The organism is Maridesulfovibrio ferrireducens (genome assembly GCF_016342405.1).
Taxonomy (GTDB): Bacteria; Desulfobacterota; Desulfovibrionia; order Desulfovibrionales; family Desulfovibrionaceae; genus Maridesulfovibrio; species Maridesulfovibrio ferrireducens_A.
In genome coordinates this window covers 199309-215555 of sequence record NZ_JAEINN010000001.1, presented here as the reverse complement: position 1 = coordinate 215555, position 16247 = coordinate 199309, and the positions used below count along the sequence as shown (strand labels likewise).

Here is a 16247-nt window from a genome sequence, read left to right as displayed (position 1 = left end):
CCAAAACTTTTTATTAGTTTAGGGATTTGATGAACTTGATAAATTAGGCGTTGTAACTAAAGTCTTTGGTTGGCGATAATTTGAACAGACATAAAAAATTAATGATTATTCTTGGCGGCATTGCTTTTTGCTTTGCCGCCTTTTTTGCTTTGGATATAATTTTTCCTTTCCCTGAGCATAAGCTTCATCCCGCAACCGCTACGGTTGTTTATGATCGAGATCACAAACCCCTGCGTATTTTTCTGCCTTCGGATGGAGCGCGGCGGATGCATACGGACATTTCAACAATTTCACCGATTCTGATACGCTCGCTCATAGCTTCGGAAGATGGGTTATTTGAGTATCATCCGGGCATTAATCCAATCTCAGCTCTGCGCGCAGCTGTTTCTAACATAAAAGCAGGCCATATTGTTTCCGGCGCATCTACTATCCCCATGCAAATTGCACGCATGGCGGAACCAAAATCACGTACGATGTCGTCTAAACTGAAAGAATCGTTCAGAGCAATACAACTTAAATTACATCACTCAAACGAGGAACTGCTCGGAATATATCTGAACATGCTTCCTTATGGAGGTAATATCGAAGGAGTCGCGGCGGCCTCACATTTCTACTTCGGACATGATCCATCTACTCTTTCACTTGCACAATCGGCACTACTCACCACCCTGCCCCGTGGACCTGCTTATTATGATCCAATCAGGCACCCCAAGCAGGCTAAACAGGGCCGTAATCTTGTAATGGATCAACTGGAAAAGCATGGAGTTTTCCCCACCGCAGAAGTTGAGCGAAATAAAAAAGTTCCTCTTCCAACCGCAATACGCCCCGTACCACTGAAAGCACCTCACTTTTGCCGCATGGCGCTTGAGCGAAGCGGTTCAACTCCTGAAATCGTCACGACTTTAGATTATGTTTTACAACAAACTGCGGAAGAACGGCTGAAAAATCATGTTTCACGTTTGCGAAATGATGATATCGACAACGCCGCGTGTGTCATCATTCATATTCCCACACGGGAAATCCGCGCGCTGGTCGGTTCCGCTGATTTTTTTGAAAAAGGGTACGGCGGCGCGATTAATCTAGCTGAAACCAAACGCTCCCCCGGTTCAACGCTCAAACCTTTTCTCTATGCGCTGGCAATGGATAAGGGCCTCATGGCGCCCGCATCCTTTCTATATGATATACCTGTAGATTATTCGGGTTACTCGCCTGAAAATTATGACCAGACATGGAGCGGACAGGTTGAAATGCGTGACGCACTCGCCCGTTCTCTTAATGTTCCGGCAGTAAAAACTTTAGCTCAAACAGGCGTTCCTGATTTTGTAGATCTGCTCAGAAAAGGCGGGCTGACGACCTTAAATAAAAATCCGATGGAATATGGGTTGCCGCTGGCCCTCGGCGGGTGCGAAGTAAAACTCACGAAACTGACAAATTTATATGCCAGCCTAGCTGATAGTGGAAAATATCGCCCTTTCAAAATCGCGCCATCTACAAATGACATAAGTTCGCAATTATTTTCACCTGAAGCATCATGGATTACGCTTCAAATGCTTTCAAAAGTATCAAGACCGGAAATGAATGATACATGGATGCTGACAAACGACATGCCGGAAGCGGGATGGAAAACAGGAACATCCTTCGGACACAGAGATGCGTGGGCATTGGGTATTTCCGGTGATTACGCAGTGGGAGTATGGGTGGGGAATCCTGACGGAAGACCACGCAAAGGAATATCAGGAGCTTCCCATGCCGGTCCGCTGCTTTTTGATTTACTACGCGCGGCATCCCCCAGAGGAAAACTTCCGCATCAGCCAGAAGGAGCAGGAATAACCGAAATAAAAGTCTGCGCACACAGCCATCAGTTGCCCGGTCCTTTCTGTACAGAAAAAATCACCATACAGACCCTGTCCGGCAAAACACAGCTTACCCCCTGCAAATATTGCAGACAGATTTTCATAGATCCTAAAAGCGGATTCCGTCTTTCCGGTGAATGTTTAGACCGTAAAAAGCTTGAAAGAAAAATTATCAGAACGCTTCCAGCTCAACTTGCCAGATGGCGTGCTGAAAACAACATGGAAGTACCGACAGTTCCGCCACTTGCGCCCGACTGTGATTTAATTCCGGCAGGTAATGCGCCGAGAATTATTTCACCGGCTTCAACCACACCCTATCTATTAAGAAAAGGAACGCCTCTAAAATATCAACAGATAGGACTGAAAGCGAATGCAGAAGCCGACAGCGGAACACTGCACTGGTTTCTAGACGGAAGGCTGATCAACAAAGGGGAATTCAATCAAAAACTTTTCACCGAAGTTAAAGCTGGAAAACATAAAATATCCGTGACGGATTCACTGGGCCGGACCGATTCGGTTTTATTTGAAGTGCGGGGCGGGAAATAGCCCCTACACCACACCAAGCCTAGCACCACCCCACCTACCACCAAGCGACTTGGCCGCAATGCAACACCCTGCCGCCATTGCGGACCATTCTATTATTTCGGGTAGAGATATAGCCCCGTTGAAATCACCTAGATGCGGCCCTGTTACCAGTGGGATATCAGCCTCACCTTTCGTAATTATTACAACTTTCTCAGGTGCCATTCCATATTTCAACAAATAATCACGAAACTCCTGATCTTCCAGAATATCCTGATCAACAACCCGCATGACCTCGAACATATGCTGATCAACACCCATTTCATCAATCATGCACTTTACGAGTTTAGCAGGATGCAAGTCAATTTCGTGCTGAAACTCTATTCCCGTAAAACCTCGATAATATTCTCCAAAACAGGACATCACAGCTTTTTCAAAAAATTCAGGATCAAAAAGAGCGCGCGCATCGACAGGTTCATCATTTTCATCCAGCCCGCAAAGCTCGGGATTCTGCGCCCTGAACCAACTCCCAATGACCAGCAGTATACTCATAAAATGTGAACCGACAGCCCTGTAAAATTTATCTGAACCGGGTTTCATAACTTGCAAATGTTCAAAATCGCGCAATCCAGAGAGACCGAAATTCGGGAATCGGCAAGACTCAAGCCAGCGATCAAGCCGCCCGAATCTGTGCCACTGGTACACACCTTCGTCTGTGCGGCGGATGGCCTGAACTCTGTTGTGAAACAACGGGATGGGGGCATCGTGTACAATGCCTCTGCCTGCGAGCCAGCCCATTATATATGAATTACGGGACATTATTTCTAAGAAATCCTGCGGTCCCGTACGCCTGCCTTCCCTGTCATCGTTAGGGTAGACAAAATAATCGCTATGAGCATGATAGGCCATTGCATAGCCTTCTTTGTGCAAATTAACAGGGCCGTCTTCCGGCAGATCCGTAATCTTAAAAACAATCTGACCCGAAACAGAAAAAGGACGGGGACAGTCAAAACGCACTGAGCAGGACTGCGCATCATCAAAAAGCTTTTCCATCCATTTACCTTCAAGATGAAGACCGGCAGGGAGTTCTCCCGCACGCGCAATTTTGATTGTAAAAATTTGGTTATCACCCGCAGACTGTATCACGGCGCTACGACCTGAAAATACAGGCTCGCCGGTAACTTCTCCGGCTTTCAGGAGCTCATTCCAAGATATAGACGGAGATCTTCCTGAAAATTTAGCTGGAGAATCTGGAAGAACCAGCTCAAACGGTAACACGCCAAGTCCGCCGGAAGCCTCTATTGAGGCATGTTCGGAACAGGTACTTGCGGCCTGCACTTGAAGACTAAGCGCCTGTGAAGAAAGTTCTGAATCAGTGCAGGATGCCCCCACAGCCGCAAGGGATTTGGAGCACTCTCTATAAAGAAGGCGTGACATGGTCTGATCTGAATATCTCTGCTCGATAATCACATCCCATACAGCTTTTATTATTTCATAGTCAGCACAGTCGGGACTCTTTTGTAGAATTCCTCTCAAATTTCTCAGATCCATATAAGCAGCGCAAAATTCCCTTTCAGGAATTAAACCGCGAGCATAAGCCGTTGCTTCCGCTTTCTTCAATTGCACCCTCTTTGGTTTGTATGCGGCAGAAGTATATGAATAAACATATTAAGGCTAGCAAACGACCTTCACAGTTATCGGCCTGACAAATAACAAATTGCATCAAAGATTATTTAAATCAATTTGTCCTATTCTCATAACTCCTTTATTTCGAATGATTATATCAAATTGAAATTTAAACAATTTTCACGGGGGAACCAACCATGTCAGAATCAGCTTATAAAGAAATGTGGGAAAATCTGAACCTTGATGTCGCGGCCCATGACGGGTTGCTTGAAGTACTGGGTAAGTTCTACGGTGACATTTATATGAGCCAGCAAGGCCGCCTACAGGGCATGGAATACCTCGACTTCGTACTTTCGGAAGTGCATGGACTCCGCATTAAGGAACTGATGGATGCCAAAGCTGAAGGCAAAAAAATCATCGGAACTTTCTGCGTTTTCGTCCCCGAAGAACTGTCTCTCGCTGTTGAAGCCGTTCAGGTCGGGCTTTGCGCCGGAGCGGATGCCGGAACTGAAGCCGCCGAAACTGTCGTCCCCCGTAACACTTGCGCGCTGATCAAGTCTTTCATCGGTTTCAAAATGGCGAAAATCTGTCCTTACACCGAATCATGCGACCTTATCATCGGTGAAACAACCTGTGACGGAAAGAAAAAAGCATACGAAGCTTTCGGCGAAATGGCCCCCATGCACATTATGGAAGTGCCGCAACGCAAAGAAGCAAGTGACAGAGTTTTGTGGAAATCCGAAGTTCTGCGTCTGAAAGATGAACTTGAAAAACTTACAGGCAAAACTGTCACGGCTGAATCCCTTAAAAAGGGTATCAAAATTGTTAACGAGAAAAGACGCGCTCTGCAAAGGCTCAACAAACTGCGCGCAGCCAAGCCTACACCTATTTCGGGTCGTGATGTTCTACTTATTAATCAGGTCAGCTTTTACGATGATCCGATTCGTTTTACTGCGTCCATCAACGACTTGTGTGATCAGATTGACGAGCGTATTGCAAAGAGCGAAGGAATCGTCCCTGAAAATACTCCCAGACTTATGCTTTCCGGCTGCCCGATGGCTGTTCCCAACTGGAAACTTCCTTACATTATAGAAAGTTCCGGCGCAGTTGTTGTTGCAGAAGAATCCTGCATCGGAACACGCAACAGCCGCGACCTTGTTGATGAATCAGGCGAAACCGTTGAAGAAATGATTGATGCGATATGCGATCGTTATATGAAAATAGACTGTGCCTGCTTCACCCCCAACAACGAACGCATGGATAACATTAAAGAGCTTGCCGAAGAAGCAGGCGTCGACGGCGTTATTCATTACTCACTCATGTTCTGCCAGCCTTACACTCATGAAACATTCAAAGTGGAAAAAGCTCTTGCAGGACAGGATGTGCCTATGCTCGCAATCGAAACGGATTACAGCATGGAAGATGTGGAACAGCTCAAAACAAGAGTTGAAGCCTTTGTGGAAATGATTTCCTAATATTATTCTGAATAAACAGAGGGGCGACTTACCGCCCCTCTATATAAAATAGATGAGAAAAAAATGATTGCTGGAATTGATATAGGCTCACGATCAATGGAATTAGTTCTGCTTGATAAAAATGAAATGGTACTTGAACGCAAATTACCCACAACTTTCGATCCTGCCTCACAATTAAAAATCATTCTGGACGGAGTCAAAGCGGATCTGATTTCCGCAACGGGCTACGGCAGAAAGCTTGTCACCGAAGAAATATGCGGAGCACCTTGCGTATCTCTGACAGAAATAAAAGCTTACGCACTCGGCATTTCATACCTTTTCCCTGAAGCACGGACCATCCTCGATATAGGCGGACAGGACACTAAAGCAATCTCACTTATGAAAAACGGTAAAGTTGCCAAATTCGAAATGAATGATCGCTGCGCAGCCGGAACAGGAAAATTTCTTGAACATCTGGCTACAGTCTTTCAACTCCCCATCGAAGAATTCGGAAATTACGCTCTCGGGGGAACCGAACCGCTCACAATAAACAGCATGTGCACCGTTTTTGCGGAGACAGAAGCAACCTCACTTATGGCTCAAGGTAAAAATCCTCGTGATATAGCTCTTGGTTTACATGCTTCCATTGTGCGCCGCACAACAAATATGCTGCACAGAGTGGGACTGTCTGAACCCTTTGTTTTTGCAGGAGGAGTTGCCAACAACCCCTGTGTTATCAACATGTTAACAGACGCACTCAACATTAAACCGCTAGTTCCGGAAGGCCCGGATATGGTCGGAGCACTCGGTTCTGCCCTCTACGGAAAGTCCTTAACTGAAATATCTTGAATAAATCGTTTGAAAAATGCTTCCATTACCGTTAGGTTCCCAATGTTCGCGGCACTAAAAAACACATCTGTCGCGATGACTTTCCCCCCAGGAGTACAGAGAATGTCCGAGCAAAACTTGGAAGCAAATGGCGAAGAAAACTTTGCCGAACTTTTTGAAGCTTTTCAGTCAGAATCAAACGACAACCTTCAAGTCGGTGATCTAGTTAAAGGAACTGTAATTTCAATCACTAAGGATTCCGTGTTCATAGACACCGGATCCAAAGTCGATGGAATAGTTAACCGTGACGAGCTCCTCGATCCCGAAGGCGAACTGACTGTTAAAGACGGAGACTCCGTAGAACTCTACGTAATCTCCATCGACAGCAATGGAATCAGCCTATCCAAAGCCATGTCCGGCGCAGGCGGCTTGAATATGCTTCGTGAAGCATACGAAAGCGGCGTTCCGGTAGAAGGTAAGGTTACAGAAACCTGCAAAGGCGGTTTCAGAGTTAGCATGATGCACCGCAAGGTGTTCTGCCCCGTCAGCCAGATTGACGCAACTTTCGTGGAAACCCCCGAAGATTACGTGGGTGATACACACAACTTTAAGGTCATCAAGTTTGAGGAAGGCGGTCGCAACGTAGTTGTATCCCGCAGAGCTCTTCTTGAAGTTGAACAGGAAAAATTCCGCGAGAAATTTGTCGCGGAAGTTGAGCCTGGAACAGTTCTTGAGGGTAAAGTTACCAAACTCATGGCCTTCGGCGCATTTGTGGAACTTGTTCCCGGTGTGGAAGGAATGGTTCACGTTTCAGAACTTAGCTGGTCACGTTCGGCTAAACCTGAAGACGTAGTTCAGCCCGGTGATAAAATCACTGTCAGAGTCCTTTCCATTGAACCTCGCAAAGACGGCAAAGGACTTAAAATCGGTCTTTCTCTCAAGCAGCTTCAGGCTGATCCTTGGGACGAAATCGGTGACAAGTTTAAAGCCGGCGACAAAATTACCGGAACAGTTGCCCGTTGCGCAGACTTCGGTGTATTTGTTGAAATCGCTCCCGGTATCGAAGGTCTCGTTCATATCTCTGAAATGAGTTATACCAAACGCGTCCACAAACCAGCTGATGAAGTCACTCCCGGACAGGAAGTTTCTGTCATGATCAAAGATCTTGACCCAGTCAAACGCCGTATTGCTCTCAGCATGAAAGATGCTGAAGGTGATCCATGGCTTGACGCGGCAGACTCTTTCAAAGTCGGAACAGAAGTAGAAGGCGTTGTTGAAAACAAAGCTGAATTCGGAATTTTCGTGAGCCTTGCTCCCGGCATAACCGGACTTCTACCAATGTCACGCATCTCCCGTTCAGAAAGGAAAAGCGAACTGGAAGCACTGACTCCCGGTCAAAAAGTTAAACTTCTCATTGAAGAACTTAACTTAGCTGATCGTAAGGTAACCCTGAACGCAGGTGATCCTAAAGAAGATATCGACTGGAAGAAGTACGCAAAACCTGCTGCTTCTAAAAAGTCAGCTCCCCGTAAATCCGAGCCTAAAATCACCACTTCCGGTGATTCCAGCGGATTTGGAGCACTTCTTGGAATGAAACTCCAAGAAGCTATGAAGAACAAGAAATAATATTCAAGGCCGGATTCTTTACGGAATCCGGCCTTGTCTTCAAGCTTAATCATTATGAACACAAATGAAACAGTCATATGCTGGGCCGATTGCTGAGCAGGCTTCATAGAGACGAGTTCTCGTCTTCAAGATCTCAAATCGGGCACAACGCTTTCTGTTGAAATCTCTTCAGACCAACGGAAACGAATCGATATTATCGCAAAGGTAAAATATGCCGAAGTGATAACAGAAACACCCCTTCGTGAAGATAGAACGCTTTTAGTTCTACTCAAAAGTTAATTCCTGAAATATTCCGCAAGACTTTTAATTAACAGCAATTTAGCTGACCTTTTTGCCCCCCTGATATCAACATGACACCTTTTATAGCTGTACCATTAATACTTCTAAGTTCAGGCTTTTTGCAAGGTTTAACCGGCTTCGGTTCAGCACTTATTGCAATGCCACTTCTTGCTTTTATCATCGACATTAAAACGGCTGTTGCCGTCTGCACTCTCTGCGGGGTTACCATCACCCTCAGAATGTGTCTCAATTTACGCTCAAGCCTTGACCTTAAAAAAATTATGCCTCTGATTATAGGCAGTGTACCCGGATCAATTTTCGGGACTCTCGTCCTGAAAGAACTGGACGGTCATATTATAACATTATTTCTCGGAATCCTTGTGTCGGGCTACGCAACATATTCCCTGTTCGTCAAACCTGTTGCCCTGAAATTAAAACCCGCATGGGGACTTCTTGCAGGCTTTTTAACAGGATCTATAACCGCAGCAATAAGTGCCGGCGGACCACCGACTTTAATTTATTCCTCCCTTATGGGTTGGAAAAAAAATGAGCTAAAAGCCACGCTGTCCGGTTTTTTTCTGGCAGCAGCGGTAATGGGAGCAACAGGACATCTTTTAAGCGGCTTGACCACCCTGTATGTCCTCAAATTATTTCTAGCTTCCATTATTCCTATTCAACTGGGAGTTTACCTTGGTCACACTCTTTCAGGAAAGGTTTCTGAAGGATTATATAAAAGAATGGTCATGATTCTGCTTGTCTTCATGGGAATCATGCTTATTTTTCAAAGCACCGGATAAGATTTTAAAGCACGGAGAAAAAATTAATGCTTGGCAAACTATTTTTAGCCTTTGTTATTATACCGATCTTTGATTTATACCTACTAGTACAGATAGGTTCAGAAATCGGCACACTTAACACAGTTATGCTGGTTCTGCTCACAGCTTTCATCGGAGCATCCCTCGCCCGTTCGCAAGGCATGTCTACAATGCAGAAAGTACGCGAAAGCATGGATCAAGGAATCATGCCCGCCGAAGAAATTCTCGATGCAGTCATCATATTTGCAGCAGGACTGGTTCTGCTCACCCCCGGATTTATCACCGATGCACTTGGCCTTCTCTTACTCTTCCCGCCCACACGTGGATATTTTAAACGCTGGTTACGCATCCAGATGGAAGAATGGAAGAAAAAACCTAACGTCCACATGACCTACCATCAGACAGAGTTCAAAGCTTGGACGAATCAGGACCAGAACTCACAAAGAATCGATAACGTTATCGACATTGAAACCAGTAATCCGAACGATAAAGATACACCTCTTCAATAAAAACAGATATCACACAAAAAAACCCGCGTTCGATAATTTCGAACGCGGGTTTTTTTTAATTTCCTTGAAATATAAAACTTAAACTCTACTCCTGAATCACATCCGCGAGTACAAATGTTCCGGGAAAACCGGCACCGATTTTCAGTGAAGCTTTACGCGCACTGGCGAGAGTTTTATACATTCCCAACTGAACCTTGAATATTTGAGCACTGTCAGTCACAACCCGTACAAGTCTGGCATTATTAAAACCGGCCTTTCCGAGTCGTTCAATCAATCTATCAGCATTTTCTTTAATCTTATATGCTCCAACCTGAATATAAAAAGCACCATAAAGTTTTGTAACTACAGGCGCAGCGACAATTTCTTTTTTCACTTCCGGGCGGTAAGGCTCAATACGGACATTAGCTTTGCCTGCATCGATAAATCCGAGCTTCTCCGCTGCCGCGCGGGAAAGATCTATAATCCGGTCCGGCACAAACGGACCTCTGTCATTAATAGTTACGGCAACACTTTTACCGGAACCAAGATTTGTAACAGTAACTTTTACTCCAAGTGGCAGATAATTATGGGCTGCGGTCAGCTTTTCCATATCATAAGGTTCACCGCTGGCAGTTACTTTTCCCTGAAATTTTTCTCCGTACCATGAAGCGACGCCTTCTTCTGTATAGTCAGCGGGGATAACCTGAGCAGGAGCTTCATCTATAATAGAAGTTGAATTCCCCTCAGTACCGTTATCAGCCTGCTCTGCAGCAAATGCAGCGGATGCAAAAATAAAAAGCACAAGCAGCATTAATAAAAATCGTTTAAACATAAAAGTCTCCCGCCGTATGATATGTAGAAGTCCGGTTACAGCACTGTACCTTTATTCAGAATACGCCGTTTTTGCAAGTAGATATCAATAATTCATAACTTCTTCATCTCACGTTCACGCATAGAATCATCATATTCACCAAGTTCATACATTCTTATTTTATTACTGCGGGGAAATTCACGCTTAAAGAGAGTTTTCAATAGCTTGCGCACCTCTTTCAACTTAACATTATGCTCAATCGTTTCATAACCGTCTTCAAATATAGTGAAGTCCTCACTCTGATAGTGTATAATGAGTAAAGAACGGTTGCGTTTGTAGGTTCGCAGGTCTATGCAGTGCCCTACAGGAAGCTTTTTTAACTTCCGCAGCACCGACTCGAGAGCGGTTGCTTTATCAATCATGAGCCGGAATATATAGCGGCTCAAGGAGAACTGTCAAATATGACTAATGAAAACAATGCCCTTGCAAAGGGCAGTACTATAGAAATTGAGATTGAGTCTTTAGCGTTCGGAGGACAGGGTATTGCCCGCCATGAAGGATTGACAATTTTTGTGGACAACGCAGTACCCGGACAGGTTTTGAGTTGTGAAATAACCAAACTCAAAAAAAGATTTGCCTTCGCTAAACGTCTTGAAGTTATCACTCACTCCAAAGAAGAAGCTACACCTTTTTGTGAACACTTCGGAACCTGCGGCGGCTGCCTGCATCAGGACATTGATTACAAGTCGCAGACATACTGGAAAGGACGCCAAGTCAGCGACACTTTAGCCAGAATCGGTAAAATTTCAAAAGAGACCGATGGCATGGGTAAAGATACTCTGGGGTCGCCTCTTGAAACAGGCTACCGCAATAGAATGAATTTTTCTTTTCAGGGATATGGAGATGAGCTGACCGTAGGTTTTAAAAAACGCGGTTCTGAAACAGAAGTAGTCAGTGTCGGCACATGCCCTTTGCTACCGGAATCCTGCAAAAATATTCCTGCTATGGTTCAGTCGTACTGCTCAAAAAGCAAGTACGGAACATACAGGCATGGTAAAGGCGGTTATTGGCGCAAACTGGTTGTCAGAGTTTCACACGAAAGTGGTAAGATCATGATTCACGTCATTACCGCACCTTCAAAAACTCACAGCGCTATTAAAGGACTCGAAGAACTTCTGTTCGCCGAAATTCCAGATCTTAAAACCTTTGCGCATTCTACACGCATCGGCAGACCTGACATTGCTGCGGGAGAACGCCTTATTTCCCTCAAGGGAGAACCGTTCATCACCGAAACTCTGAAAAAATCCGACGGCACTCCTGTCAGCTATAAAATCAGCCCTAACGCATTCTTCCAGACCAATTCAGCCGGAGCGGAAGTCCTTTTCCAGAACTGTCTTGATATGGCTGCCCCTGCTGCAAGCGACGTAGTCTACGATCTTTTCTGCGGATCAGGCGGAATCGGAATGTTTATGGCAAGTTCAGTTAAAAAAGTTATCGGTTTCGAACTTTCTAAGGAAACCGTTCTTTCTGCCAGAGAAAACGCCGAACTGAATAACATAGAAAACTGTCAGTATATCACAGCCAATCTAGCAGATAAAGACGGAATTCCCGTGGAACTGCCAAAGCCGAACGTTATTGTATTAGATCCGCCTAGAAGCGGAGTTCCAGCACCGACTTTAGCCAGAATATTATCTATGGCTCCTGAAAAGATTATTTACGTTTCCTGCAACCCATCCACTCTTGCCCGTGATGCGGAGAGGCTGGAAGAGAAGTACACACTTACAAAATTCAGTTCTGTAGATATGTTTCCGCATACTGCACACATTGAATGTATTGCTTTGTTGACTAGACACGGCAAAAGCTGACACGATTCAAATAATCAGCAAGGGGTGAGGAGCTTTCCTTACATTATTTAAAACCGATGAATCTATCCTCACGGAACCCTGAATAATTTCAGGGTTCCGTGATTATTAATGCTTATGTCCGAACCGGTAAAACATGACACTCTGCTCCGGGAATTACGACGCTTTAATCTTTACCCGCCGGAAGAAAGACAGCTTTTCGATCTGCGGTCCAAGGTTGAATCTAGATTTCTGGTGCCCGACAGAATTTTCAATCCTCAGCAAACAGCCAGATTTGCAGTACTCCTTTACGGCCTTGCTCTTAAATCGTTAGAAGCTGAAATTTCTTCAACGGTTTCCTCGCCCTCTGCATATAAAACAGAAGACTCTGCAATCGACATATGTCTGGACGCCCTTTCCAATCTGGACCTTTTCGGTCGTACTCTTGCGGCTGAAATACTTTCCTGCAAAATCATGCCTCTTTCAAAAGTAAAAGAATGGTTCAATCGGCAAACCAAAACATCTCACATTGCCGTTGCCGACAGAATGCTTGCTCTGAGTCATGGCCTGCCTCAGGAAAGGAAAAAACTAGCTCAAGCGATTATCTCTAAAGTTTCCGATTTTGACCCTGAAGAGGCTGTTAATTTTTTCAAAAAGAATGGAACCCATAAAGGGCAGCTGACCTTTTTCACTCTGGAAAAGTTCATGTCCGGCAACTACGGTTCTAAGTGCCGCAAAGAGCTTACACAACCGGAATCTCTGGAACAGATCAGCTTTTATTCTGGAACCGTCCCTTCATATCCAGACAATGAACTGGTTACAGACGTGGCTCTTCACCTGCGCACCATGGACCCGCTGATCATGGAAAAAGTTCTTTGCGCCATAAGCAGACTTGCCGAGTCGATTGACAACAATCTTTTAAAAGAAATCATGCCGCTTGCTGAATCTCCAACTCTGTCTCTCGGTAAAGCAGCCATGAATATTATCGCAAAATTCGGGTGCAGAAAAAGCGGACCTATCTTCGCCCAGCTTTTCAACAGCGCGCCCAAAATAAGAGCGGAAATAATCAACAGACTGCCCAGATTGGACAGCGATAATTTTGCTAAATTTATGACGGGGATTTCTCCCCATTTTCATGCTCCTGTAATTTCTGCATTGTTCTCCACTCTCTGTGAAGAAGATCCACACTGCTTCGGTCAGAACGTATCAGCAATGATGAAAGGTTCACGCGGCAAAAAAAATCAAGATCTCAGTGCAATAATTGCAAAATCCATCAAAATCGATACTCCTAAATATCCAGCTAAACCGGCATCTCCCGTGGGAAGACATGTTCCCGGAGTAGATTTTGTCAAACTTGGCGCACCGATCGTCTTAAATATTGAAAAAAAACAGGCGGTAAAAGGATTTAAAAGAATCTTCGGCAAAGAAATCGAAGAATCTGACGCTTCGCCTGATGTATATGCAGACGCACAAATTTCAAACCAGCGGCTACACAAACTTAATCGCTGGAAGAGCCTTTCAAAAAATCTTATTTTTCAATCTTCCACCTTCAATGCCTCTGATTTAAGAGCATCTACGATGGAAAAATGTAAATTTGTCGGATGCACTTTTGAATCAACCTCTTTCGCTGATGCAATACTGATAGAATGTGAATTTAAAAACTGTTCCTTCGCCGGCTGCTCATTCAACAATTCCATGTTGTACGATACTGCCTTCAAAAAATGCAGCATCAAAACAACCCACTTTGATTCCGCAACATTCTTCTTGTGTTCAATCAGCCATAATGATTTTTCAGCAGTGACCACCGCAGGATCTTTTTTATGTAGAACACAGATCAAATCATGTACATTCGACATTTCTGATTTTCGAGAAGCACTCTTTTTCCGTGGATCTGTGAACGGGGTAACCTTCAAAAACAGCGACTTTGATAAGACCTTTTTCAACAACACTGAAATAAAAAATATTACATTATCCAACTGCGCCACTGGAAAATGCCAAGCCGTTAACATTTTAACGGATGCTCCAGCCATGCTGACCGCCATGGAAAGAACTCTCGGCGCGCGTCTGGCTGAAAGAGAACGACTAAAGAAAAAACCGGCAGGATTAAGTAAGCTTGAAGAATCTGCTCGTGATCTCACTTTCAAGGCCATAAAAAGATGGTTTGCGGTAAAAGATATCAACCGCAATTATGAAAAATTTGCAGAAAACAACGAACGGCGTACAAGCTGGGCTGAAGAAAAATTAACCGATAAAGCAAAAATTTTCTTTAAAATACTGCCCGTTCTGCTGCATACCGATATATTTGAAAAAGCGCTTAAATTAGAAGCGGAATCTGTCCCTTCAAAAATTTCAGGATATACCCCGCCACCTGAGACGACTTCTATTCTCGCGGACCTTTTCCCTGAGATTAAACCAGAAGATAATCCTGAAAACTTTGTACCGATTGAAACCATACTGACAATAGGAAGTATTGGAACAATCGCTCAAACAGCATCCTCGGATCTCGATTGCTGGGTATGTTGCGACTTCTCGCTAAACTCACCAGTAAGCAGAGATCGCTTAAAATATAAGCTGAGCCTTATTGAAGAATGGGCCATGCGAGAGTTTTCAGTTGAAGTTCATTTCTTCCTGATGGATGTGCAGGAAGTACGTGATAACAATTTCGGGATAAGTGATGCGGAAAGTTCAGGCTCCGCACAAGGGGCTATTCTCAAAGAAGAATTTTATCGCTCCGCTCTGCTCATAGCGGGCAAGCCGCCTCTTTGGTGGTTCTCCCCAGTTGAGGCTACCGACAAAATTTATCAAACAGTTAAGAAACGGGTCGCGGTTCTCAAAGGGCAAAATTTTGCTGTGGATCTTGGCAATGTGCCTCGTATCCCCGGCGAAGAATTTTTCGGAGCATCTCTGTGGCAGATTGTAAAAGGAGTTAAAAGTCCTTTCAAATCCATCATGAAATTCGGTCTGCTTGAACGATATACTTCGGGAACCAGAGCACCTCTGCTATGCGAAACAATTAAGAAAAACATTCTTGAAGGACAGCGTGAACTTATTCGCGTTGACCCTTATATGTTGATGTACCGGGAACTTGCTGTTTTTTATAACAGGCAGGGGGAATTCGAAAACGGATGGCTGACAGGAATGGCTTTACGGCTTAAATGCGGTCTGCTCGGAGAAAAATACACAAATAAAACTCCTGAACGTCCGGAAGAAAAAGATCTGATCGAATTTACAGAAAATATTTCCAGACAAAGTATTGATTCTGACAAGCAAGCCTTTGTGGACCTTACTGATTTTAAATCTGTACTCACTCTCGGTGAAAAAATTAACCTTTTCATGATCAATACATATCAGAAAATCAGGAAAGAACAGAATAGGTTTGCCGGGGTTTCCATCACGCCCGAAGACCTCACAAAACTCGGCCGGAAAATTGCTGCGAACTATACACAACGCCAATTCAAAATTAACAGACTTTGTCTACCGGGCCCTAAAACTCACTTTTTCAAAAGTATTCTAGCCTCCCGCCCTAATCCTAAAAAATGGGTTTTAAATGGAGAATATCCCGATGAATCAGGTGCTAGGAATATTTTAACTGAAATTAAATCCAGCCCTAAACTCCCCTCCATACTTGCTTGGCTGGTGCTGAACGGACTATACGACAGCAACATAAAAATAAAAACAGACCTCAGTTCATCTCCTGTTAGAGAACGGGATATCAGAAAATTATTTACAGATATTAAAAAGTTCTTTCCCCCGAAGTCTATATTCGACACTCCTATTGAGGAGACTCTTAATCCTGAACGCATGTTAAAAGCTTTTTTTATTGTTAATTTATCTATCCCAAGAGAAACGAATGCGGTTAAAGAAGTTTGCCTTTTATACAATACAAACTGGGGAGAAGTTTTCTGCAAACCTCTGAAAGTAAACCGTAAATTAATTGAATCTCCTGCGGCATACCTCCTAAGCGAAATGAAAGACATTTGCTCCACGCAACCGGAGATGCAGCAATATGTTCCGCAAAATTCCGCGTGCCCGTATTTAAAAATTCCAGTCGGTCCTAAACGTGCTGTTATCAAACCTGAAGCCTACGTTAAAACCAATTAATCA

11 protein-coding genes are annotated in these 16247 nt (G+C 44.3%); 8 read left to right on the top strand and 3 right to left on the bottom strand.

Features of this window, described 5'->3' with window-relative positions; translation table 11 throughout:
• Nucleotides 1-80 precede the first annotated feature (80 nt).
• Nucleotides 81-2399: a penicillin-binding protein 1C gene (pbpC, locus tag JEY82_RS00955; protein WP_304081740.1), complete on the top strand. Its 2319-nt coding sequence runs from the start codon at nucleotides 81-83 to the stop codon at nucleotides 2397-2399.
• Nucleotides 2400-2402: 3 nt separating this feature from the next.
• Here the strand turns inward: pbpC and JEY82_RS00950 are convergent, their stop codons facing one another.
• Nucleotides 2403-3995: a SidJ-related pseudokinase gene (locus JEY82_RS00950; protein WP_304081738.1), complete on the bottom strand. Its 1593-nt coding sequence runs from the start codon at nucleotides 3993-3995 to the stop codon at nucleotides 2403-2405.
• Between the two features lie 203 nt (nucleotides 3996-4198).
• Between JEY82_RS00950 and JEY82_RS00945 the strand changes: the two genes are divergently transcribed.
• The 5 genes from JEY82_RS00945 (at nucleotide 4199) to JEY82_RS00925 (ending at nucleotide 9512) form a co-directional block, all read left to right on the top strand.
• Entirely contained in the window at nucleotides 4199-5476 is a 1278-nt protein-coding gene (locus JEY82_RS00945; protein ID WP_304081736.1) for a double-cubane-cluster-containing anaerobic reductase, read from the top strand.
• A gap of 63 nt (nucleotides 5477-5539) precedes the next feature.
• Nucleotides 5540-6304: an acyl-CoA dehydratase activase gene (locus JEY82_RS00940; protein WP_304081734.1), complete on the top strand. Its 765-nt coding sequence runs from the start codon at nucleotides 5540-5542 to the stop codon at nucleotides 6302-6304.
• A 102-nt stretch (nucleotides 6305-6406) separates the two neighbouring features.
• Nucleotides 6407-7909, top strand: a complete 1503-nt coding sequence (locus tag JEY82_RS00935) for a 30S ribosomal protein S1 (RefSeq protein ID WP_304081732.1) — start codon at nucleotides 6407-6409, stop codon at nucleotides 7907-7909.
• A gap of 350 nt (nucleotides 7910-8259) precedes the next feature.
• Complete coding sequence (locus JEY82_RS00930) at nucleotides 8260-8985, top strand: sulfite exporter TauE/SafE family protein (RefSeq protein WP_304081731.1); 726 nt, start codon at nucleotides 8260-8262, stop codon at nucleotides 8983-8985.
• Between the two features lie 26 nt (nucleotides 8986-9011).
• Nucleotides 9012-9512 carry an FxsA family protein gene (locus JEY82_RS00925; protein ID WP_304081730.1) on the top strand — a complete coding sequence of 167 codons (501 nt, stop codon included), beginning with the start codon at nucleotides 9012-9014 and terminating at the stop codon, nucleotides 9510-9512.
• Between the two features lie 85 nt (nucleotides 9513-9597).
• Here the strand turns inward: JEY82_RS00925 and JEY82_RS00920 are convergent, their stop codons facing one another.
• Both JEY82_RS00920 and JEY82_RS00915 read right to left on the bottom strand, forming a co-directional pair.
• Nucleotides 9598-10323, bottom strand: coding sequence for a septal ring lytic transglycosylase RlpA family protein (locus JEY82_RS00920; RefSeq protein ID WP_304081728.1), 726 nt, complete (start codon nucleotides 10321-10323; stop codon nucleotides 9598-9600).
• Nucleotides 10324-10415: 92 nt separating this feature from the next.
• Nucleotides 10416-10724, bottom strand: a complete 309-nt coding sequence (locus JEY82_RS00915; RefSeq protein WP_092157121.1) for a hypothetical protein — start codon at nucleotides 10722-10724, stop codon at nucleotides 10416-10418.
• 39 nt (nucleotides 10725-10763) lie between these two features.
• Between JEY82_RS00915 and rlmD the strand changes: the two genes are divergently transcribed.
• Together rlmD and JEY82_RS00905 are read left to right on the top strand one after the other, a co-directional pair.
• Nucleotides 10764-12167: a 23S rRNA (uracil(1939)-C(5))-methyltransferase RlmD gene (rlmD, locus tag JEY82_RS00910; protein ID WP_304081726.1), complete on the top strand. Its 1404-nt coding sequence runs from the start codon at nucleotides 10764-10766 to the stop codon at nucleotides 12165-12167.
• Nucleotides 12168-12275: 108 nt separating this feature from the next.
• Complete coding sequence (locus tag JEY82_RS00905) at nucleotides 12276-16244, top strand: class I adenylate cyclase (RefSeq protein ID WP_304081724.1); 3969 nt, start codon at nucleotides 12276-12278, stop codon at nucleotides 16242-16244.
• The last annotated feature ends 3 nt before the right edge of the window (nucleotides 16245-16247 follow it).